Annotated in this window: 18 protein-coding genes; 6 read left to right on the top strand and 12 right to left on the bottom strand. The window is 64.5% G+C overall.

What is annotated here, in order from left to right:
- Positions 1-136: 136 nt before the first annotated feature.
- A complete protein-coding gene (locus ACSHT2_RS22380; protein ID WP_440636576.1) occupies positions 137-1,315 on the bottom strand; it encodes an acetyl-CoA C-acetyltransferase in 1,179 nt (392 codons plus the stop codon).
- A gap of 304 nt (positions 1,316-1,619) precedes the next feature.
- Between ACSHT2_RS22380 and phaR the strand changes: the two genes are divergently transcribed.
- Positions 1,620-2,210 (top strand): polyhydroxyalkanoate synthesis repressor PhaR, encoded by a 591-nt coding sequence (gene phaR, locus ACSHT2_RS22375; protein WP_440636575.1) that lies wholly within the window; start codon positions 1,620-1,622, stop codon positions 2,208-2,210.
- Positions 2,211-2,253: 43 nt separating this feature from the next.
- A complete protein-coding gene (locus ACSHT2_RS22370; RefSeq protein ID WP_440636574.1) occupies positions 2,254-2,871 on the top strand; it encodes a class I SAM-dependent methyltransferase in 618 nt (205 codons plus the stop codon).
- A gap of 6 nt (positions 2,872-2,877) precedes the next feature.
- Here the strand turns inward: ACSHT2_RS22370 and ACSHT2_RS22365 are convergent, their stop codons facing one another.
- On the bottom strand, positions 2,878-3,765 hold the full coding sequence (locus tag ACSHT2_RS22365) for a branched-chain amino acid aminotransferase (protein ID WP_440636573.1): 888 nt from the start codon (positions 3,763-3,765) through the stop codon (positions 2,878-2,880).
- 109 nt (positions 3,766-3,874) lie between these two features.
- Here ACSHT2_RS22365 and ACSHT2_RS22360 point away from each other — a divergent pair, with 109 nt between their 5' ends.
- A complete protein-coding gene (locus tag ACSHT2_RS22360) occupies positions 3,875-4,816 on the top strand; it encodes an alpha/beta hydrolase (RefSeq protein ID WP_440636572.1) in 942 nt (313 codons plus the stop codon).
- A 3-nt stretch (positions 4,817-4,819) separates the two neighbouring features.
- On the opposite strand, the gene ACSHT2_RS22355 is transcribed toward ACSHT2_RS22360, so the two are convergent.
- Positions 4,820-5,065, bottom strand: coding sequence for a hypothetical protein (locus ACSHT2_RS22355; RefSeq protein ID WP_271531204.1), 246 nt, complete (start codon positions 5,063-5,065; stop codon positions 4,820-4,822).
- A gap of 214 nt (positions 5,066-5,279) precedes the next feature.
- Here ACSHT2_RS22355 and ACSHT2_RS22350 point away from each other — a divergent pair, with 214 nt between their 5' ends.
- A complete protein-coding gene (locus ACSHT2_RS22350; protein WP_440642902.1) occupies positions 5,280-6,152 on the top strand; it encodes a hypothetical protein in 873 nt (290 codons plus the stop codon).
- Between the two features lie 67 nt (positions 6,153-6,219).
- On the opposite strand, the gene ACSHT2_RS22345 is transcribed toward ACSHT2_RS22350, so the two are convergent.
- The 3 genes from ACSHT2_RS22345 to ACSHT2_RS22335 form a co-directional block, all read right to left on the bottom strand.
- Positions 6,220-6,780: a carboxymuconolactone decarboxylase family protein gene (locus tag ACSHT2_RS22345; protein WP_440636571.1), complete on the bottom strand. Its 561-nt coding sequence runs from the start codon at positions 6,778-6,780 to the stop codon at positions 6,220-6,222.
- A gap of 99 nt (positions 6,781-6,879) precedes the next feature.
- On the bottom strand, positions 6,880-8,043 hold the full coding sequence (locus ACSHT2_RS22340; protein WP_440636569.1) for a PLP-dependent cysteine synthase family protein: 1,164 nt from the start codon (positions 8,041-8,043) through the stop codon (positions 6,880-6,882).
- 106 nt (positions 8,044-8,149) lie between these two features.
- The gene (locus ACSHT2_RS22335) at positions 8,150-8,614 is read right to left on the bottom strand and encodes an Lrp/AsnC family transcriptional regulator (RefSeq protein ID WP_440636568.1); all 465 of its coding nucleotides are present in this window, start codon (positions 8,612-8,614) and stop codon (positions 8,150-8,152) included.
- A gap of 163 nt (positions 8,615-8,777) precedes the next feature.
- Here ACSHT2_RS22335 and ACSHT2_RS22330 point away from each other — a divergent pair, with 163 nt between their 5' ends.
- Positions 8,778-9,791: a 1-aminocyclopropane-1-carboxylate deaminase gene (locus tag ACSHT2_RS22330; RefSeq protein WP_440642901.1), complete on the top strand. Its 1,014-nt coding sequence runs from the start codon at positions 8,778-8,780 to the stop codon at positions 9,789-9,791.
- A 203-nt stretch (positions 9,792-9,994) separates the two neighbouring features.
- On the opposite strand, the gene recQ is transcribed toward ACSHT2_RS22330, so the two are convergent.
- The 5 genes from recQ to ACSHT2_RS22305 form a co-directional block, all read right to left on the bottom strand.
- A complete protein-coding gene (recQ, locus tag ACSHT2_RS22325) occupies positions 9,995-11,860 on the bottom strand; it encodes a DNA helicase RecQ (RefSeq protein WP_440636567.1) in 1,866 nt (621 codons plus the stop codon).
- Positions 11,861-12,177: 317 nt separating this feature from the next.
- Positions 12,178-12,921, bottom strand: coding sequence for a polysaccharide deacetylase family protein (locus ACSHT2_RS22320; protein WP_440636566.1), 744 nt, complete (start codon positions 12,919-12,921; stop codon positions 12,178-12,180).
- Between the two features lie 105 nt (positions 12,922-13,026).
- Positions 13,027-14,028, bottom strand: coding sequence for a homoserine O-succinyltransferase MetA (gene metA / locus ACSHT2_RS22315; protein ID WP_440636565.1), 1,002 nt, complete (start codon positions 14,026-14,028; stop codon positions 13,027-13,029).
- 12 nt (positions 14,029-14,040) lie between these two features.
- Entirely contained in the window at positions 14,041-15,342 is a 1,302-nt protein-coding gene (locus ACSHT2_RS22310) for an O-acetylhomoserine aminocarboxypropyltransferase/cysteine synthase family protein (RefSeq protein WP_440636564.1), read from the bottom strand.
- A gap of 129 nt (positions 15,343-15,471) precedes the next feature.
- Positions 15,472-15,756, bottom strand: coding sequence for a hypothetical protein (locus tag ACSHT2_RS22305; RefSeq protein ID WP_440636563.1), 285 nt, complete (start codon positions 15,754-15,756; stop codon positions 15,472-15,474).
- Between the two features lie 221 nt (positions 15,757-15,977).
- On the opposite strand from ACSHT2_RS22305, the gene ACSHT2_RS22300 reads away from it, so the two are divergent.
- Positions 15,978-17,282: a TadE/TadG family type IV pilus assembly protein gene (locus ACSHT2_RS22300; protein WP_440636561.1), complete on the top strand. Its 1,305-nt coding sequence runs from the start codon at positions 15,978-15,980 to the stop codon at positions 17,280-17,282.
- Between the two features lie 51 nt (positions 17,283-17,333).
- Here ACSHT2_RS22300 and ACSHT2_RS22295 read toward each other — a convergent pair whose 3' ends face one another.
- Entirely contained in the window at positions 17,334-18,923 is a 1,590-nt protein-coding gene (locus ACSHT2_RS22295) for an amidase family protein (protein WP_440636560.1), read from the bottom strand.
- Positions 18,924-19,014 lie beyond the last annotated feature (91 nt).

The raw sequence follows: 19,014 nt of genomic DNA, 5'->3' as shown, positions 1-19,014 counted from the left end.
GAGCCGGGCGTTTCTCTTTAGTCGAGGCTTGCGTGGTTGCGAAGAATATTTGATTTGCAACCGCTGCCTTTTTAGTCGCGTGCAACGCACGCGCTGATATGTGCGGTGCACGCGTCAGCTGCGTGCAAGGTCGTCGTCAGTCGCGCGCCAGGCACATCGCGATGCCCATGCCGCCGCCGATGCACAGCGTGGCCAGGCCCTTCTTGGAATCGCGCTTCTGCATCTCATGCAGCAGCGTCACCAGCACGCGTGCGCCGGACGCGCCGACCGGATGGCCGATCGCGATCGCGCCGCCGTTGACGTTGACCTTGGAGGTGTCCCAGCCGAGATCCTTGTTGACGGCACAGGCCTGCGCCGCGAAGGCTTCGTTGGCCTCGATCAGGTCGAGATCGCCGACGCTCCAGCCGGCCTTTTTCAGCGCGGCGCGCGAGGCCGGGATCGGGCCCGAGCCCATGATCTTCGGATCGACGCCGGCCTGAGCCCAGGACACGATGCGCGCGATCGGCTTCTTGCCTTCCTTGGCCGCCTGCTTGGCGGTCATCAGCACCACGGCGGCAGCGCCGTCGTTGATCCCGGAGGCCGAACCCGCGGTCACCGTGCCATCCTTCTCGAAGGCGGGCTTGAGCTTGGCCATCGCGTCGAGCGTGGCGCCATGACGCGGATATTCGTCGGCGCTGACCACGACGTCACCCTTGCGGGTCTTGATGGTGACGGGCACGATCTCGTCGTTGAACCTGCCGGCCTTCTGCGCGGCCTCCGCCTTCTGCTGCGAGGCGACGGCGAACTCGTCCTGCTGGGCGCGGGTGATCTGCCACTGCCGTGCGACGTTCTCGGCGGTATTGCCCATGTGGTAGCCGTTGAAGGCATCCCACAGGCCGTCCTTGATCATGGTGTCGATCAGTTCGAGCCCGCCCATCTTGACGCCGCCGCGCAGGTGCTGGGCGTGCGGGGCCATGCTCATGGATTCCTGGCCGCCGGCGACCACGATCTCGGAATCCCCGTTGAGCAGCGCCTGATAGCCGAGCGCAACCGTGCGCAGGCCCGAGCCGCAAAGCTGGTTCACGCCCCAGGCCGGGCTCTCCACCGGAATGCCGGCGGCGATCGAAGCCTGGCGGGCCGGGTTCTGGCCCTGGGCAGCGGTCAGGATCTGACCCATGATGACCTCGGAGACCCGGCCGGGCTCGATGCTACCACGCTCCAGCGCGGCCTTGATGGCGATGGCGCCGAGATCGTGGGCGGGAAGGGTCGCGAACGCTCCGTTGAAGCTACCGACCGGGGTGCGGGCGGCGCTGACGATGACGACATCGTCTGACATGGGCATCTCCTGGGTTTGAAGGGGGCAGGCGGGGCTGGGGAAAAGGGCTCGCCAGTCTCGAATGGCATCCTGTTAACGTCGTTGAGGCATGTCAATCGGACGGTCTCCGAATTCATGCCGCAGCGCATTCAAAATAGCGTTCTTGGCGCTTTCGCAAGCAGGATTTTGCTCTGCAATTAACCGTGCCGCACAAAACGGTAGCGTGAGCCCTTTGAAAATGCTTACTTTGTTGCGTTGCGTACTCTTCCCGCCCTGCGGCATTGCCCGACAGGTTCCCGTTCTCCGCGTTTGCAAGTGAGAGCCCATGGCGAAATCAGACCAACCCACCACCATCAAGAAATACGCTAACCGCCGGCTCTATAACACCGGAACGAGTACCTACGTGACGCTGGAAGACCTCGCCGCCATGGTCAAGGATGGCGAAGATTTCCTGGTCTATGACGCCAAGACCGGCGACGACATCACCCGCTCCGTGCTCGCCCAGATCATCTTCGAGCAGGAGAACAAGGCCGGCCAGAACCTGCTGCCGACCACCTTCCTCCGCCAGCTCATCCGCTTCTATGGCGACAGCATGCAGATGGTGGTGCCGAAATATCTGGAGCAGTCGATTGCGACGCTGACCCAGGAGCAAGAGAAGTTCCGCAAGCAGATCGCCAATACGCTGTCCGGCACTCCTTTTGCTCCGCTGGAGGAGCAAGTCCGCCGCAACATGGAGCTGTTCCAGCAGACCTTCTCGATGTTCAAGCCGTTCGCTGCGCCCCGTCCGACCACCACTCCCGAGACCGAGACCGGTGCGAATACCGAGGAGCCGAAGGACAGCAATATCGATGATCTGCGCCAGCAGATGAAGGAGATGCAGGAACGCCTCGAGCGGATGTCGAAGAAGGACGAGTAGTCTCTCATTTGCACCGGCTCCCAGCGAACCCGGGGGACGAGCCATGTCTGACCGAGCCACCCATTGGGACCATGTCTATGCCACCAAGGGCGAAGCCGAGGTCAGCTGGTTTCAGGACAGCCCCGCGACCTCGCTCGACCTGATCCGCGCGGCCAATCCGGATCATGGCGCGACCATCATCGATATCGGCGGCGGAGCATCACGGCTGGTCGATGCTCTGTTGCAGGATGGATATCGCGACGTCGCCGTGCTGGATCTCTCTGCCAACGCGCTTGATGCGGCGAAGAAGCGAATCGGCGGAGCCGCCTCGATCGTCGACTGGATCGTTGCCGACGCCACGACGTGGCAGCCGGCGAAGACCTACGACGTCTGGCACGATCGCGCCGCATTTCATTTCCTGACCGATCCGCGTGACAGGGCGGCTTACGTCGAACGCCTGCGGTCGGCGCTTGCCCCCGGCGGACAAGTCGTCATCGGCACGTTCGCGCCCGATGGTCCGGAGAGATGCAGCGGCCTGCCGGTACAGCGACACGACAGCGCGAGCCTTGCGGCGGAGCTCGGGCCAGAGTTCGTGCTGGTCGAGACACGCAGCGAGACGCATCATACGCCGTGGAACTCGACGCAGGCGTTTCAGTTCAGCCGGTTTCGGAGGAGCGGTTAGCGCCTCTCAAGCCGCGAGCTTCACGGCGTGCGCAAAATCCCAATAGAGCTTTCGCGCGCGCGCATAGAACGGGCCGGGCTTCAGCTCGCGCTCGTCGATGCGGATCACGGGCGCGACCTTGGCGAAATTGCCGGATGAAAAGATCTCGTCCGCGGCCAGGAAATCGGCATAGCGCAGCGTCTTCTCGACCACGGTGACCCCGTCGGCGCGAAGCAGGCTGATGACGCGCTGGCGCGTGATGCCGTTCAGGAAAGTGCCGTTCGGCACCGGCGTGAACACCACGCCATCCTTGGCCATGAACACGTTGGAATTGCCGAACTCGGCGACGTTGCCGAGCATGTCGAGCATCAGCGCGTTGTTGAAGCCGCGCGCGGCGGCCTCGGCCAGCGCGCGCGAATTGTTCGGATAGAGGCAGGCCGCCTTGGCCTCGACCGGCGCGCATTCGGCGGTGGGCCTGCGGAACGGCGACAGCGTGATCGCGTTGCCGACAGGTTTTGGCATCGGCGCCTCGTAGATGCACAGGCACCAATTGGTGGTCTCGGGATCGAACAGCACGCCGCCGCCGCTCCCGTTCTGCGCCCAGTACATCGGACGGATATAGAGCTCGGCATCCCTCCCAAATCGGGCAATGCCCTCGTTTGCGAGCGCTAGCCAGGTGCCGGCATCGAGGACCGGCTTCAGGCCAAAATTGATCGCTGACTGATTGACGCGGGCGACGTGCCGGTCGAGATCGGGCGCAACACCCTCGAACGCGCGCGCGCCGTCGAATACGATCGAGCCGAGCCAGGCCGCATGCGTGCGCGAGCCCATGATCGGCACATTGCCGTCGTGCCATTTGCCCTCGAAGAAGGTCCAGCTCGGCGAATAGTCTATGGGCTTTTTGATCTCGGCCATGACCGGCCTCCCCTTGGAAATATCCGGGCACTATTGCCCCAATTTCTAAAAGATTCCCTGCGGGGACTTGGTGAGTTACCCTCCTCTTCCTGGGAGAAAGGAAAGATCCATGCCGCTCGATCCGCTCGCCAAGCGTTTGTTGACCATGATGGCTGCGGCTGCGCCGCAGGCGCGGAGCCGGCCCAGCCTGGAGGCGCGACGGCAATCGCTGGCAAAGCTGATGCAGTTCGCGCGTGCCGAGGCGCCGGATGTGGCGACCTCCGACGGCATGCTGACCGGCCGCGCCGGCGAACTGCCCTATCGGCTCTACACGCCGGCAAGCGCCGGGGAGCTCGCACCGGGATTCGTGTTCTTTCACGGCGGCGGGCTCGTCGCCGGCAGCATTGCCACGCACGATCGCATCGCGGCCGCGCTGGCGCATGCCACCGGCTGCCGCCTCGTGTCGGTCGACTACCGGCTCGCGCCCGAGCACAGATTCCCCGCGGCCGTCGATGACGCGATCGCCGCCACCGAATGGGTGGCGCGCGAGGCGGCATCGCTCGGCATCGATGCGGACCGTCTGGTGATCGGCGGCGATTCCGCCGGCGCCACGCTCGCTGCGATCGTGTGCCAGGAGGCAGCGCAGACCGCCGGCCTCTCCATCGCCGCGCAATGCCTGATCTGCCCGGTGCTGGATTTCGAGGAGACCTCGCCCTCGCGCGAGGCCTTTGCCGAGGGTCACCTGATCGACCGCGCCACGATCGAAGCCGATCTTTCCGACTATCTTCCCGAGGACATCGACACCGCCGATCCCCGCGTCTCTCCGTTGCGCGCGACACGGCTCACAGGCCTGCCGACTGCGATCATCCACACCGCCGAATACGACCCGATGCGCGACGAAGGCAATGCCTATGCCCGCAAGCTGCTCGCCGCGGGCGTCGCCGTCGAGCATGTCTGCCACGACGGCATGGTCCACAATTTCCACGCCATGGGCGCGATCCTGCCGCAGGCGCAACTCGTGTTGTCGCAGATCGGCGAACAGGTGCGGAGGGCGGTGAGAAAGTCAGTGTGAGAATCACACTCTTGCGTCGAGAACGGCTCTGGCTGCCACGAGATATTCAGGCCAATGCGCATCCGCATAACGCTCGGCCTGCCGTGCGCAAGTGACGTCGGGCGCATGCGCGGCGGCGATCATGCGCGCAAAGCGTTCTTCGGCAACCGTCACATCGTCGACCACTGGCGCCGGTGCGGCCGCCACGGCGGTCGGAGCGAGGGCGAGCCCCGCCATTCCGGCGAGCAGGATGCGGCGTGACGTGTTCATGGCTGTCGTCCTCCGTTGTCCGGCCTGCGCTCCGGCAGGCGAGAGTGTCGGTGCAGTCACGACAGGGTAGCCGCGCGCGTCGATACAGTCCATCGTTTGCGGATAACGCTTGACCACGGGAACGATCACGTTCCATCTAGCATGAGGCTCCGCAACCAAGCCCCACGCGTCGGATTGTCACGTGTCAAACCGTTGCCCATCGCATCGTCCGGCTTTGCGCGCTGTCGCGCTGGGGCTGGCCTGCCTGACGGTTTCAGCAAGCGCTGCCTTCGCCACCGAGGCGGAGGAGGACGCACCGGCAAAGCCGACTGTTCCGAACATCTACCTCGACCTCCGCACCAGCTACGCGACGATCCCCGCAGGCACGCTCGGGCTCGGCTTCGGCACCACCTCGCTGTCGGCCGCGTTCCAAGCCCTGGCAGCGCGACGAGGCACGACGCTGCCGCACGGCTTGCCGGCGGCGAAGTCGATTGCGGTTGACCTGCCGCTGACCGTCGACGTCACCGACCGTGTCTCGCTCTATGGCGGCGTATCCGGATCGACGACGGATCTCGGTGGCGGCTGGTCGTCCTTCGACATCACCAGCTGGAACATCGGCGTGCAGGCCGACCTCCACCAGCAGAATGGCGGCAAGATCCCGACGATCACGCTGCAATCGACGCTGACGCAGTCGGTGCCGAACGAGCAGGGCATGGTGAATTCCTTCAACAACATCCTGGAATTCGATTACGCGCTCGACGAGGACGAGACGCGGGGCTGGTTGGCCGGCGTGCAATACACCACCGCCACCATTGCCAGCCCGTTCGCCAGCATCCGGCCGAACACGGTGCTCTATGCCGGCGGCTATTACCAATGGCCGAGCAACTGGAAGTTCACCGGGCGCCTCGGCATGCAGTCCTTCGGTGGCGCACAGCTCGCGGGACGGACGATCGCGGAGTCCTTCACCCAGCCGATCCTGCGGCTCGACCTTGACCGCATGGACGACAACGACAACCGCCTGTTCGGCATCACCGCGCTGATCGCGTGGACGCCGAAGCCGTCCTATCAGGTGACGTTGCGAACGCCGCTCTACGCCGTGCGCAATTAGGCATGATCCCGGAACACTGTGCAGCGGTCTTCCGAGAGGATCATGCTCAAACGAAACAAAGCCGTTGCTACTCCGGCACCGGCACGTCGAACGTATTGAGCGTGACCGAGACCATGCAGTAGACGCCGACCAGATAGGACAATTCGGCCGCGCCGTGCTCGCCGAACTCCTTCACGGCCGCGCGATAGGTCAGCTCCGGCAGCACGCCACCGCCGACAAGTGCCGAGGCCATGTCATAGGCGACCGCCTCCTGCCTGGTGAGGTCCACCGGACGCTGCCCGGCGACGATGGTCGCCAGCTTCTCGTCGGAGAGACCGCGCTGCTCGGCGACCAGAACGTGGGCATAGAGCTCGTACCCGGACCGGAAATGCGAGCCGGTGACGAGGATCGCGACCTCACGCACCGGCGCGGGCAGCAGCGGGTTCGACGCGACCGCCTTGACCAGCTCCCACACCGGCCCGCCGAAGCGCGGCTCGCGGATCCAGGGGTTCCAGGGCCCGAGCAGCGCGCCGTCGTCGCGCATGTTCACAAAGCCCTTGAAATGGCCCTTGATGCCGGCTCGCATGTCGTCATAGAGCGGCTTCTGTTCGTCGGTCAGCTGCTTCGGATCGAGAATGGGAAGGCGCACGGCAGGATCTCCTTGTTGAGACCGCAACCGTCCCCTGCATGCGTGCGCAGGGCAAGTGAAGTTGCCGTGACGGCCGTGCCATTTTGAAAACGAAAGACGCTATGACGCGACGGGGCTTCGTACGCTCTGCGGATTGAAGACGTCATCGACATCGAGCTTCAGCGGCTCGCCTGTCGCGAGGAACGACGACAACGCCGCCTCGTACGGCGCCGGATCGAGGCCGCGCGCTTTCAGCCATGCGGGCTCGTAACAGGTCTGCCGGTAGCGCTCGCCGGAATCGCAGATCAGCGTCACCAGCGAGCCCGCCACATTCGCCTGGCGCATTTCCGAGGCGAGCCGGCACAGCGCCAGGAAGTTGGTGCCGGTGGAGCCGCCGACCGCGCGGCGCAGCCGGCGCGACAGCACGTTCATCGCCGCGATCGTCGCCGCATCCGGGATCTTCATCATGCGATCGACCACGCCCGGCACGAAGGATGGCTCGCAGCGCGGCCGGCCGACGCCCTCGATCAGCGACGGGCGGTCGCAGACATGGGAGCGGTCCTGCGAGCGGAAGCAGTCGAAGAAGGCGGAATGTTCGACGTCGGCGACGCATAGCCGCGTCGGATACTGCCGATAGCGCAGATAGCGCCCGATGGTGGCCGAGGTGCCGCCGGTGCCGGCACCCATCACGATCCAGTCCGGCAGCGGGCGCGGCTCGCCCTGCAGCTGCGTGAAGATGGACTCGGCGATGTTGTTGTTGCCGCGCCAGTCGGTGGCACGCTCGGCGAAGGTGAACTGGTCCATGTAGTGCCCGTTCAGACGGGCGGCGAGCGCCGCGGCGTCCGCATAGAGCGCGCGACCGTCGTCGATCAAATGGCAGTTGCCGCCATAATGCTCGATCGCGGCAATCTTCTCCGCCGAGGTCGTCCGCGGCATCACGGCGTAGAAGGGCACGCCGATCATCTGCGCGAAATAGGCTTCCGAAACCGCCGTCGATCCCGACGATGCCTCGACGACGGGCGTGCCTTCGCCGATGTGGCCGTTGCAGAGCGCATAAAGGAACAGCGAGCGCGCGAGGCGATGCTTCAGGCTGCCGGTCGGATGCGTGGACTCATCCTTGAGATAGATGTCGATGCCGGAGAGCGCCGGCACGATCAACCGGATCAGATGCGTGTCGGCGGTGCGGCACTGGTCGGCCTCGATCGCGGCGACGGCCTCGTCGACCCAGCCGCGCCGATAGGCCGGCCTGGCCCGATTGGACTGGCGGAGGGGGAATGTCTGCATGGTATGAATCTCTCATGATGCGGATCGCGCATCAAGTGCGCTGGATTTAGTTTTGACGCGTTTTATGACGCGAACCGGTCTCCACTTCGCTGGACAACGCTCCAGCTCAAAACTCCAGCGGCGCGTTGTCGACGACTTCCTTCATCACGAAGAAGGTGCGGGTCTGGCGCACGCCGGGCAGCGCAATGAGCTGCTCGCCGTGGATGCGGTTGAAATCCTCCATGTCGCCGACGCGGATCTTGAGGAAGTAGTCGAAGTCGCCGGCGACCAAGTGGCAGTCGAGCACGAATTTCAACTTCGCAATGGCCTGTTCGAAGGTGGCAAAACTCTCCGGCGTCGAGCGGTCGAGCACGACGCCGACCATCACCAGCGTGCCCTTTGCCAGCTTCTTCGGCGCGACCATGGCGCGCACGGTGGCGATGAAGCCGTCCTCGAACAAACGCTGGGTGCGGCGGTGGCAGGTGGCGGGACTGATCGCGACCGTCTCGGCCAGCTCGGCGTTGCTGAGCCGACCATTATTTTGAAGCAATCTCAATATCTTAAGGTCTATGCGGTCGAGGCGGGACGCCATGGAAGAAGCTTTCACTCATTGCGTTTAATCTGGAAGGAATCTGGCCTACTGTACCTATTTGTGTAAGATACGGACAGTATCAACCCGATATTCGAGAGCACATTTTTCCAAGTCGATGCTAGCTCCGTTTCCCAGACGCCACCGCCAATCGGGATGACCAATGATGTTGGAAAAATTCGCGCGCTACCCGCTGACCTTCGGCCCGACGCCGATCGAGAAGCTGGAGCGACTGTCAAAACACCTCGGCGGCAATGTCGAGATCTATGCCAAGCGCGAGGACTGCAATTCCGGCCTCGCCTATGGCGGCAACAAGCTGCGCAAGCTCGAATACATCATTCCCGATGCGATCGCCTCCAACGCCGACACGCTGGTCTCGATCGGCGGCGTGCAGTCCAACCACACCCGCATGATCGCCGCCGTCGCGGCCAAGATTGGCATGAAGTGCCGCCTCGTGCAGGAGGCCTGGGTGCCGCACGAGGACGCGGTCTATGACCGGGTCGGCAACATCATGCTCTCGCGCATCATGGGCGCCGACGTCCGCCTGGTCGACGACGGCTTCGACATCGGCATTCGCAAGAGCTGGGAACAGGCGATCGAGGAGGTGAAGGCGGCGGGCGGCAAGCCCTACGCGATTCCCGCCGGCGCCTCCGTGCATAAATTCGGCGGCCTCGGCTATGTCGGCTTCGCCGAGGAGGTGCGTAAGCAGGAAGCCGAGCTCGGCTTCAAGTTCGACTACATCATCGTCTGCACGGTCACCGGCTCCACCCATGCCGGCATGCTCGTCGGCTTCGCCGCCGATGGCCGCGCCCGTAAGGTGATCGGCATCGACGCGTCCTTTACGCCTGCGCAGACCAAGGCGCAGGTGCTCGAGATCGCGCAGAACACCGCAAAGCTCGTCGAGCTCGGCAAGGAGCTCGTTGCCGACGACGTCGTGCTGATCGAGGACTACGCCTATCCCGCCTACGGTGTGCCGTCGGAAGAGACCAAGGAGGCGATCCGCCTCACCGCGCGCCTCGAAGGCATGATCACCGACCCCGTCTACGAGGGTAAGTCGATGCAGGGCCTGATCGACCTCGCGAAGAAGGGCTATTTCGAGAAGGGCGCGAAGATCCTCTACGCCCATCTCGGTGGCGCGCCCGCGCTGAACGGATATGCGTATGCGTTCAGGAATGGGTGAATGAGGGCATAGCCCTCGCCTTGTACACAGCTGTCGTCCCGGACAAGCGCAGCGCAGATCCGGGACCCATACGCCGCAGCAATAGTTTCACGAAGACTCGTGGTTGCCAGCGTGACGCAGCGACCTCGTCCTGTGGCTATGGATCCCGGATCTGCGCGCGCTTTGGGCGTGCTTGTCCGGGATGACGGCGGAGCATTTGTCCCCTACCTCGTTCTGACGATCTGAAGCAGCTCGTCGCCGTAGTGCTCGAGCTTCTTGTCGCCGATCCCCGGCACGCTACGGAGTTCGTCCAACGTCGTCGGCCAGGCCCGGACGATGCCGTCGATCGTTGCGTCGTGCAGTACCACGTAGGCCGGCACGCCACGTTCGCGCGCGACATCTGAACGCCAGGCGCGCAGGCGCGCGCGCAGCTCGGGATCGACATCAACCTGCGGTGCGCTGGCCGTCGGCGCGAGATCGCCCCGGCGGGATTTGGCGCGGCTCGAACGGAGGCGGGTCCCCGGCGCCTCCTCGCGCAGCCACACGTCCGTTTCGCCGCGCAACACACCGCGCGAGGACTCCGTCAGCTTGAGCGCCCCGAACGCTTCGCTGTCGCTTCGCAAATGTCCCATCGCCACCAATTGCCGCAGCACCGTGCGCCATTGCTTCTCGTTGAGCTCGCGGCCGATGCCGAACACCGACAGCTTGTCGTGGCCGAACTGCGTCACCTTCTCGGTCAGGCGCCCCACCAGCACGTCGATCAAATGCATCGCGCCAAAGCGCTGGCCGGTGCGGTAGACGCAGGACAGCAGCTTCTGCGCCAGCACCTTGCCGTCGCGCATCTTGGGCGGCGTCAGGCAATTGTCGCAATTGCCGCAGTTCTCGCCCATCGCGATCTCGCCGAAATAGGCGAGCAGCCGCCGGCGCCGGCAATGCGGTGTCTCGGCAAGGCCGACCAGCGCATCGAGCTTGCCGATCGAGACCCGCTTGAATTCGTCGGAGGCATTCGACTCGTCGATCATGCGGCGCTGCTGCACGATGTCCGAGAGGCCATAGGCCATCCAGGCCGTCGACGGCTTGCCGTCACGGCCGGCGCGCCCCGTCTCCTGGTAATAGGCCTCGATGCTCTTGGGCAGATCGAGATGGGCAACGAAGCGCACGTCGGGCTTGTCGATGCCCATGCCGAACGCCACGGTCGCGACAATGACGATGCCGTCCTCGTTGAGAAAGCGGTCCTGGTTGCGCGAGCGCACGCTGCCGTCGAGCCCGGCGTGGTAGGGCAGCGCCGCAATGCCGGCGTCTTGAAGCGCGGCGGCGACCTCCTCGACGCGGTTGCGCGACAGGCAATAGACCACGCCGGCATCGCCCATGTGGCGCTCGCGGATCAATTCCTTCAGCTGCGACACCGCGTTGCGCTTGTCGACGATCTCGTAGCGGATGTTGGGCCGGTCGAAGCTGGATACGAATTGCGGCGCGCCCGTCAGTTGAAGCCGCTCGACGATCTCCTTGCGCGTCAGCTCGTCGGCGGTCGCGGTCAGCGCGATGCGCGGCACGTCGGGAAACCGCTCGGCGATGATGGAGAGGCCGACATACTCCGGACGGAAGTCATGGCCCCATTGCGAGACGCAATGCGCCTCGTCGATCGCAAACAGCGACACCTTCGCCCGCGCCAGCAGCGACAGGCAACGCGGCGTGACCAGGCGTTCCGGCGCGACATAGAGCAGGTCGAGATCGCCCGCAAGAAGGCGTCGCTCGATGTCCGACGCCTCCTGCGGCGTCAGCGACGAGTTCAGCGCGGCGGCATTGACGCCGGCCTCGATCAGCCCGGCGACCTGGTCGCGCATCAAGGCGATCAGCGGCGACACCACGATGCCGCAGCCCTCGCGCAGCAAGGACGGAAGCTGATAGCACAGCGACTTCCCGCCGCCGGTCGGCATCAGCACGAGGCAGTTGCCGCCGTCGGTGACATGCCGGATGATCTCGCCCTGCGCGCCGCGGAAGCCCGGCAGACCGAAGACCGAATGCAGCACCGACAGCGCGTCGCGGCCGTTGGCCGGCGCAGACAGCGGAGCGGTGGAGGGAACGGACATGGGCGTGTCGGGAACAAGGCCGTGAGATTCGTCACAAGGCCAGTCGCATGGCAGCAGCGGCATGGCAAGCCCATCTTCTCCTCTCCCGATGGCGGCAAGGCTGTCGCATTTGAGAGTGTTTCCGCTGGGCCATCCTTCGAGACGCCGCTTTCGGCGGGCCTCCCAGGACGGGGACGACGTGCGTGGCAGCAGCTTCAACGAGCACCCGATTGGCCTCATCCCGAGAAGACGCCGTAAGCGGTCGTCTCGAAGGACGAGCGCGCGCTCAGGCCGCCGCCAAGATCATTCGATTGCCCTGCTGCAAGCGGGGAGAAAGACTACGCCCCGATCCGTCGCAGCGCCTCTGCAACGGTCACGATCGGCATGTTGCGCTTGCCAGCGGCCTCCAGCGCATGACGCATCAGGTGCGGTGTGCAGCCATAGGGGCTTGGCGCGTTGGCTACGTCGTGGCCGTAGAAGATCAGCCAGCCGCCGCTTGCGACCGCCTCGTCGAAATAGCGATCGACGCCTGCCGGATCGATCTCGCAATCCACAAGCGGCGAGGCGCGCAGGAACTGGAGGTCGATGACGTCGCGATTGACGCCGGGAAGAATGCTGCGCGCCGACCGGAATGCTTTTGCGAGTTGCGGCTTGCGCCAGACCGAGGCGATCCCATAGGGGTAGGCGAAGTTCTCCAGCGCGATCGAGGAATCGATGCCGCGGAAATGACTGCGGTTCCGCTCGATCTCGCGAGTCATCGCGGCCTCGTCGAGAGTGGCCGAGCTCCGGTGCGAGAAGGTGTGGCAGGCAATCTCGTGACCGGCCCTGTGAATCCGCACGATCGCGTCATTCGACAGGCCGTGCCAATGCGCCGACGGCTGATCGATCAAGCTGCCGGCAAGATAAAACGTCCCCCGGCCGCCATGCTTCTCCAGAAGCTCGGCACCCTCGCCTGCGGCGCTATCGGGGGCATCGTCGAAGGTGAAGCTCACCATCGGCGCATGCGCGGGCAATCGGTGCGGCGCGGCGCGGAAATGCCGGGCCAGCCGATTGCTCACGCGTCCCTGGAGTGCCGACCACACGCTGCGCTTCCCGTGATTCCCTATTCCTCTACTGAAACATTCGTGCGCAGGTTGAGGCAAGCCTAACGCCGGGGTAATCCTAACGTGAGACCAAGACCGCATCGGCTAGCGCGCCGCGACTGACGCGTCGGCGCCCGCGCCGAGATAGCGCAACCAGTTGCGGAATAGCACCGCTGCCGCGTTGCCGGCGCCGATATCGGCGCGCAAATTCAGCCCGGGCAGCTCGGTGGCGAGTGCCGGATGGCGCTGATGCGCCGCCTTCCTCTCGAAGCGAGCCAGTTTCTCTTCGGTCGCTGCGTCAAAATAGCTCACCGGCAGGCGCGGATAGGTCTCGCGCTCCCGCGCGAGATAGCGGCCGATGTCGCGCAGATATTCTCGCTGGAGCGACAGCGCGTCATATTCCGGGTGGCCCTGAAAGAACACGAAGCGGCTGGCATATTGGCGGACGAAGGCGTCGACGCCGGCTTGGGCCGAGCGTGTCAGCACCTGGTAACCGGCCTGCACGAGGTCGCTCTCGGCGATCTCGTTCAGGCGCGAATGCGAGACCTTGAGCGGCGCAGGCGCAGCACGGGTCAACGAATCGCTCGTCACGACGTCGCAATCGAAAATGCCGTGACATTTGACCGGCAGCCGCCGCCGTTCAATGCCGTCGAGGTGCAGCACCGCGGCATGCGCGGCGAGGCACGACCAGATCGTCGAGCGCGTGTGGGTCTTGGCCCAGTCGATGAGGTTCGTGAGGTCCCGCCAGTATGGCTCCTGGTCGAGCTCGGGCGCGATCGGCTCTGCGCCGGTCACGATCAGCCCATCGAACTTGCCTCGATCGAGATCGGAAAGGTCGGAATACTCGCTCTCGACATGCCACTTCGCTTCGGGCGACCGCTTCACGCTGGGAAGCGAGAAGCAGTGGAAGCGGATACGGCGCGGGCCTGCTGCAGCCTGGAGCAACTTCATGAACTGCCGCTCGGTCGCCTTCAGCGCCGGATCCGGCATGTTGTTGATCAGTCCGATGGTGAGGTCGGCGCCGGCATGGTCGCGTACGAGATCGCTCTCGCCCGGCACCAGTGCCGGGCTCGATATCGCTTGATCCCTGTCGATCAGGATCGTCATGGGCGACGCCGCCTACTCCGCGGCCTCGAGCCGCGCCGACGGGCAGGCCTTTTCCAGCGCCTGGTCGATGTCCTCGATGATGTCTGAAGCATGCTCGATGCCGATCGACAGACGGATGGTCTCCGGCAGCACGCCGGCAACGCGCTGCTGCTCCGCCGACATCTGCCGATGGGTGGTCGAGGCCGGATGGCAGGCCAGCGACTTGGCATCGCCGATATTGACGAGGCGCGTGATCAGCTTCAGCGCATCATAAAAGGTCTTGCCTGCCTCCATGCCGCCCTTGATGCCGAAGGTGAACAGCGAAGATGCGCTGCCATTCAGGTACTTTTGCACCAGCGCATAATACGGACTGTCCGGAAAGCCGGTGTAGTTGACCCAGGCGACGCGCGGATCACCGCGGAGGAATTCGGCGACCTTGCGTGCATTCTCGACATGGCGCCCCATGCGCAGCGCGACGGTCTCGATGCCCTGGAGCAGCAGGAAGGCGTTGAACGGCGACAGCACCGAACCCATGGTGCGCTGATAGACGCTGCGCGCGCGCTCGATATAGGCAGTCTTGCCGAAGCGATCGGCGTAGACGAGGCCGTGATAGGAAGCATCCGGCTTGTTGTAGGCCGGGAAGCGCTCGGCATGTTCGGCCCAGGGGAAATTTCCGGAATCGACAATGGCGCCGCCCAGCGTGGTGCCGTGACCGCCCAGGAATTTGGTCAGCGAGTGCACGGCGATGTCGGCACCGTAGTCGAACGGCTTGAGCAGGATCGGGGTTGCGACAGTATTGTCGACGATCAGCGGCACGCCATGCGCATGCGCGATCTTCGCCAGCGCCTCGATATCGCAGACATTGCCGGCGGGGTTGCCGATGGTCTCGGCAAAGACGGCCCGGGTGTTCTCATCGATCAGCTTCTCGATCGCCTCAGGCCTGTCGCTCTCGGCAAAACGGCCGGTAATGCCTTGGCGCGGCAGGATGTGGGAGAGCAGCGTGTGCGTGGTGCCGTAAAGCTGCGGCACGGAAACGATGTTGCCGCCGTGATCGGCGACGTTGACGAAGGCAAAATGCAGCGCGGCCTGCCCGGTCGCGACCGCAAGCGCGCCAACACCGCCTTCAAGTTGGGCGATACGCTTCTCCAGCACCGCACTGGTCGGATTGGCGATACGGCTGTAGCGAAAGCCTTCGGTCTCGAGATTGAACAGGGCGGCTCCGTGATCGGCGCTGTCGAAGGCGTAGGCCGCGGTCTGGTAGATCGGCACGGCGACCGCATGCGTCGTGGCCTCGGGCTCGTAGCCGGCGTGAATAGCGATCGTCTCGTTGCGCATCGTGCCACCTCCGCGTGGAGCGGGCCGCACTTATTGGCCTGTATGAGGCATGTGCTTTGTCCGCCGTCCTCGTGTTAGAGGCGGGTGGTAAAGCGGACAATAATTCGCCTAGAGATCGAGGAAGTAACCCTAACGCTTGTTGATGAATTGGCCGGAATTCGAGTTAATTTGAATTAATGGATTGGTGCGGTTTGCGGCAGCCGTCCCCGTGCCGTCGAAGCGGCGTGCCGAAGCCCTGTAACGCCGGGCAGGCGTGGCGTCGTCGTGCGCGTGGCGCGAACGCTCGTCGTGGTCGCGCTGCTGAATCCTCACCGAGAATGGCACCTCGTCGAAGGGATGCAGGATGATGGAGCGATCGCCCGGCGCATCACCCTCCCTCACTGCGAGTTGGCGCTCTCTTGCACGGCGCGGCATCCGCGCACGTTGCGGGCAAGTCTCAACGCGGGGGTCAGGCATAGCCCCGACGGAACTCGCCGAGCTCGCCGCGCGAGATCGCCTGCTTGTCAGGGGATCTTCTCGCGTCGATGACATGATCCGCAACACTATGGACACGCGCATTCACACTGCGGTCAACCCTTGCGTAAGTTCCACGATGCTAGCGTCCGCGCATTGCTTTCGTTCAAGGATGCGTCGGCTTGACCTCTGCCACCGGGAATGCTCGTCGCCTGTTCTCGCGCTTTGCCTCGGATCGAAACGGCAACATCGCTATCATCTTCGCGCTTGCGCTGGTGCCGTTGTTGTCGTTCGTCGGCGCTGCCGTCGACTATTCCCTCGCCGCGCGGGCGAAGACGAAGCTGATGGTTGCGCTCGACACCGCCGTGCTGGTCGCCACGGCCAAGAGCGAGATCACCAAGAGCGCCTCGGCCGCGCAGAGCGATGCACTGAAGGCGTTCGCCGGACAGATGTCCGCGTTCGGCATGACGTCAAGCTCCGTGACCATCACCGTGACCGACAGCGTCACCACCCGAACCGCCTCGGGGACGGCGACTTCGTCGGTGACGACCTATTTCATGGGTATCCTCGGCTACAAGACCCTCGGATTTTCGGTATCCTCGTCTGCCGCAGCCTCGCTGCCGTCCTACATCGACTTCTACGTGCTGCTGGACAACTCGCCGTCGCAGGGGCTCGGCGCCACCACGGCCGACATGACCGCGTTACAGAACGCGACATCCGACAGTTGCGCCTTCGCCTGCCACGACATTTACACATCGAGTTCCAAGAAGACGCTCCAGAAGTCGAGCTATTACTCGATCGCAAAGAAGCTGGGGATCAAGATGCGGATCGACCTGGTGCGTGACGCGACGCAGTCGCTGACGGACACGGCAACCGCGAGCCAGCTCGTCAGCAACCAGTACCGGATGGCGGTCTACACCATGGGCAGCGATTGCAGCTCGATCGGCCTGACCACGATCTCGGCGCTCACCTCGAGCCTTTCTTCGGTGAAGACAGCAGTTGCAGGCGTCGACCTGATGACGATCCCCTACACCAATTACAACAACGACATGTGCACGGATTTCGACGGCACCCTGTCGTCGATGAACGGCGCGATTCCGACCCCCGGCGACGGCTCCTCGTCCTCGCCGCAGAAATGGCTGTTCTTCGTCTCCGACGGTGTGGCCGACTACTATTATCCCTCGAGCTGCAGCCAGACCGTGATCACCTCGTCGGGCCGATGCCAGGAGCCGCTGACGACGACGATCTGCAACACCATCAAGGCGCGCGGCGTCAAGATCGCCGTGCTCTACACCACTTATCTCGCGATCACCAACAACAGCTGGTACAACACCTACATCGCGCCATGGCGCAGCTCGATCGCGACCAAGATGCAGGCCTGCGCGACGTCGGGCTATTATTACGAAGTATCGAGCGACGCCAGCATCAGCGACGCGCTCAATGCGCTGTTCCAGAAGGCAATCGCCGCCTCGCACCTGACGAACTAGCCGCGCCTTCCCGCCCGGGCTTCGCACATTGCGCGAAGCCCGTATGCAGGTTCAGGCCATGATCTCCCACAGGCGATGGGTGAGCACGCCGGCCCGCTTCTCGATCGCGGCCGCGGCATCGAGTGCGAGATCCTCGCGATAGCGCCCTGCAATCAGCTGCACGCCGATCGGCTTGCCGTCGTGGAGCGCCACCGGCACCACCGCGCCGGGCAGGCCCAGCACGTTGATGGCGGAGATGAAGCGGATCTCGCCCCAGAAGATCTCGCGCACGCGCTCGGTACTGACGGTGTCGTCACGCGGGCCCGGCGTCGGCTTCACCGTGGTCGGCGCCAGCACGATCGGATAGTCCTCGAAGAACAACTGCCAGGCGCGGATGTGGCCGCTGCGTGCGGCAGTCGCCTGCATCCAGGCCTTGAGATCGAGCACGTTGGCCTTTTCCTTCATGCCGCCCCAGGCCTTGTGGAAATCCTCGGACGTGACCTTCAGCATGCCGGCCTCCTGCATCACCACGGTCTCGTTGGTGATGATGTCGCACCAGGTCTGCCAGACACCGTCGATGTCGGGCACCTCGACCTCGCTGACGCGATAGCCGGAGCGCTCGAGATGATCGGCAGCCTGGCGCAGCGCCGCAGTGACGGACGGATCGACGTCCATGTCCTCGGGGATTTTTGCCAGCGCGACCTTGATCGGCCCCTTCGGCTTGGGTCCGACCAGCGGTGCCGGCACCCACCAGGGATCGCGCGGATCGCGCTGGCTCATCGCCTCCAGCGCGAGGCGAACGTCGGCGACGTGGCGCGCGAGCGGCCCCTGCGCCGACATCAGATGCGCCAGCATCGGCCGCTCCGCCGTTGCGCTTCCGTTGAAGGCGGGGATGCGGCCCTGCGTCGGCTTGATGGTGGCGACACCGTTGCAATGCGCCGGCCAGCGCAGCGAGCCGCCGATGTCGTTGCCATGGGCGATGGTGCCGATGCCCGCAGCGACCGCCGAACCCGCACCGCCCGAGGAGCCGCCGCAGGTGATATCAGGATCCCAGGGGTTCAGCGTCAGCCCGTGCAGGGGATTGTCGGTGAAGCCGCGGAAGGAGAATTCCGGGGTGTTGGTGAGACCAAGCACGATGGCGCCGGCCTTCCTGAGGTTGCGGACGACGGGCGCATCCGACGGCGCGATGAGGTCCTTGTTGGCGGGAACGCCGTTGAAATTCGGCCGGCCTTCATAGTCGACATTTTCCTTGATGGTGATGGGCACACCGTGCAGGACGCCGAGCTCGCCGCCCTTGGCGCGCTGCTTGTCGGCGGCGTGCGCGGCCGCGAGCGCCTCTTCCGAGAGATCCACGACAACCGCATTGAGCCTTGGATTGACGGCGCGCATCCGTTCGAGATGCGTTTCCACGACCTCGACCGCGGAGATTGCGCCGGAGCGGATCGCGGCCGCGGTATCGACTGCGGACCATTGCCAGGCCGGTCCCCTGGGACGGCGCGCGGTGGCTGATTTGCGCGCGGCGGCCTTCTTGGCCGGCTTGACCATTTTCGCAGCGGCGCCCTTCCGGACCGAGGTCTTCTTACCCGAGGTCTTCTTGCTCGAGGTCTTCTTTGCCGCTTTCCTGGAAGTACTTTTCTTCTTGGTCGCCGTCTTCTTCGCCACGTCGCATCTCCTGCAATTGTGCGGCGGAGGTTACGGACGATGATGAGGCGTGTACAGCAGCGTTTCTGCATGGCGCGTTGCGACGATACAC

This window comes from Bradyrhizobium sp. PUT101 (assembly GCF_052043945.1).
Taxonomy (GTDB): domain Bacteria; phylum Pseudomonadota; class Alphaproteobacteria; order Rhizobiales; family Xanthobacteraceae; genus Bradyrhizobium.
This window is presented reverse-complemented; position numbering and strand designations above follow the sequence as displayed.

Coding starts and splice junctions, on each gene's coding strand:
- ACSHT2_RS22370 (WP_440636574.1), top strand. CDS start 2,254: ATGTCTGACCGAGCCACCCATTGGGACCATGTCTATGCCACCAAGGGC.
- ACSHT2_RS22360 (WP_440636572.1), top strand. CDS start 3,875: ATGCCGCTCGATCCGCTCGCCAAGCGTTTGTTGACCATGATGGCTGCG.
- ACSHT2_RS22355 (WP_271531204.1), bottom strand. CDS start 5,065: ATGAACACGTCACGCCGCATCCTGCTCGCCGGAATGGCGGGGCTCGCC.
- ACSHT2_RS22365 (WP_440636573.1), bottom strand. CDS start 3,765: ATGGCCGAGATCAAAAAGCCCATAGACTATTCGCCGAGCTGGACCTTC.
- ACSHT2_RS22305 (WP_440636563.1), bottom strand. CDS start 15,756: ATGCCGCGCCGTGCAAGAGAGCGCCAACTCGCAGTGAGGGAGGGTGAT.
- phaR (WP_440636575.1), top strand. CDS start 1,620: ATGGCGAAATCAGACCAACCCACCACCATCAAGAAATACGCTAACCGC.
- ACSHT2_RS22340 (WP_440636569.1), bottom strand. CDS start 8,043: ATGCAGACATTCCCCCTCCGCCAGTCCAATCGGGCCAGGCCGGCCTAT.
- ACSHT2_RS22335 (WP_440636568.1), bottom strand. CDS start 8,614: ATGGCGTCCCGCCTCGACCGCATAGACCTTAAGATATTGAGATTGCTT.
- ACSHT2_RS22380 (WP_440636576.1), bottom strand. CDS start 1,315: ATGTCAGACGATGTCGTCATCGTCAGCGCCGCCCGCACCCCGGTCGGT.
- metA (WP_440636565.1), bottom strand. CDS start 14,028: ATGACGATCCTGATCGACAGGGATCAAGCGATATCGAGCCCGGCACTG.
- recQ (WP_440636567.1), bottom strand. CDS start 11,860: ATGTCCGTTCCCTCCACCGCTCCGCTGTCTGCGCCGGCCAACGGCCGC.
- ACSHT2_RS22330 (WP_440642901.1), top strand. CDS start 8,778: ATGTTGGAAAAATTCGCGCGCTACCCGCTGACCTTCGGCCCGACGCCG.
- ACSHT2_RS22310 (WP_440636564.1), bottom strand. CDS start 15,342: ATGCGCAACGAGACGATCGCTATTCACGCCGGCTACGAGCCCGAGGCC.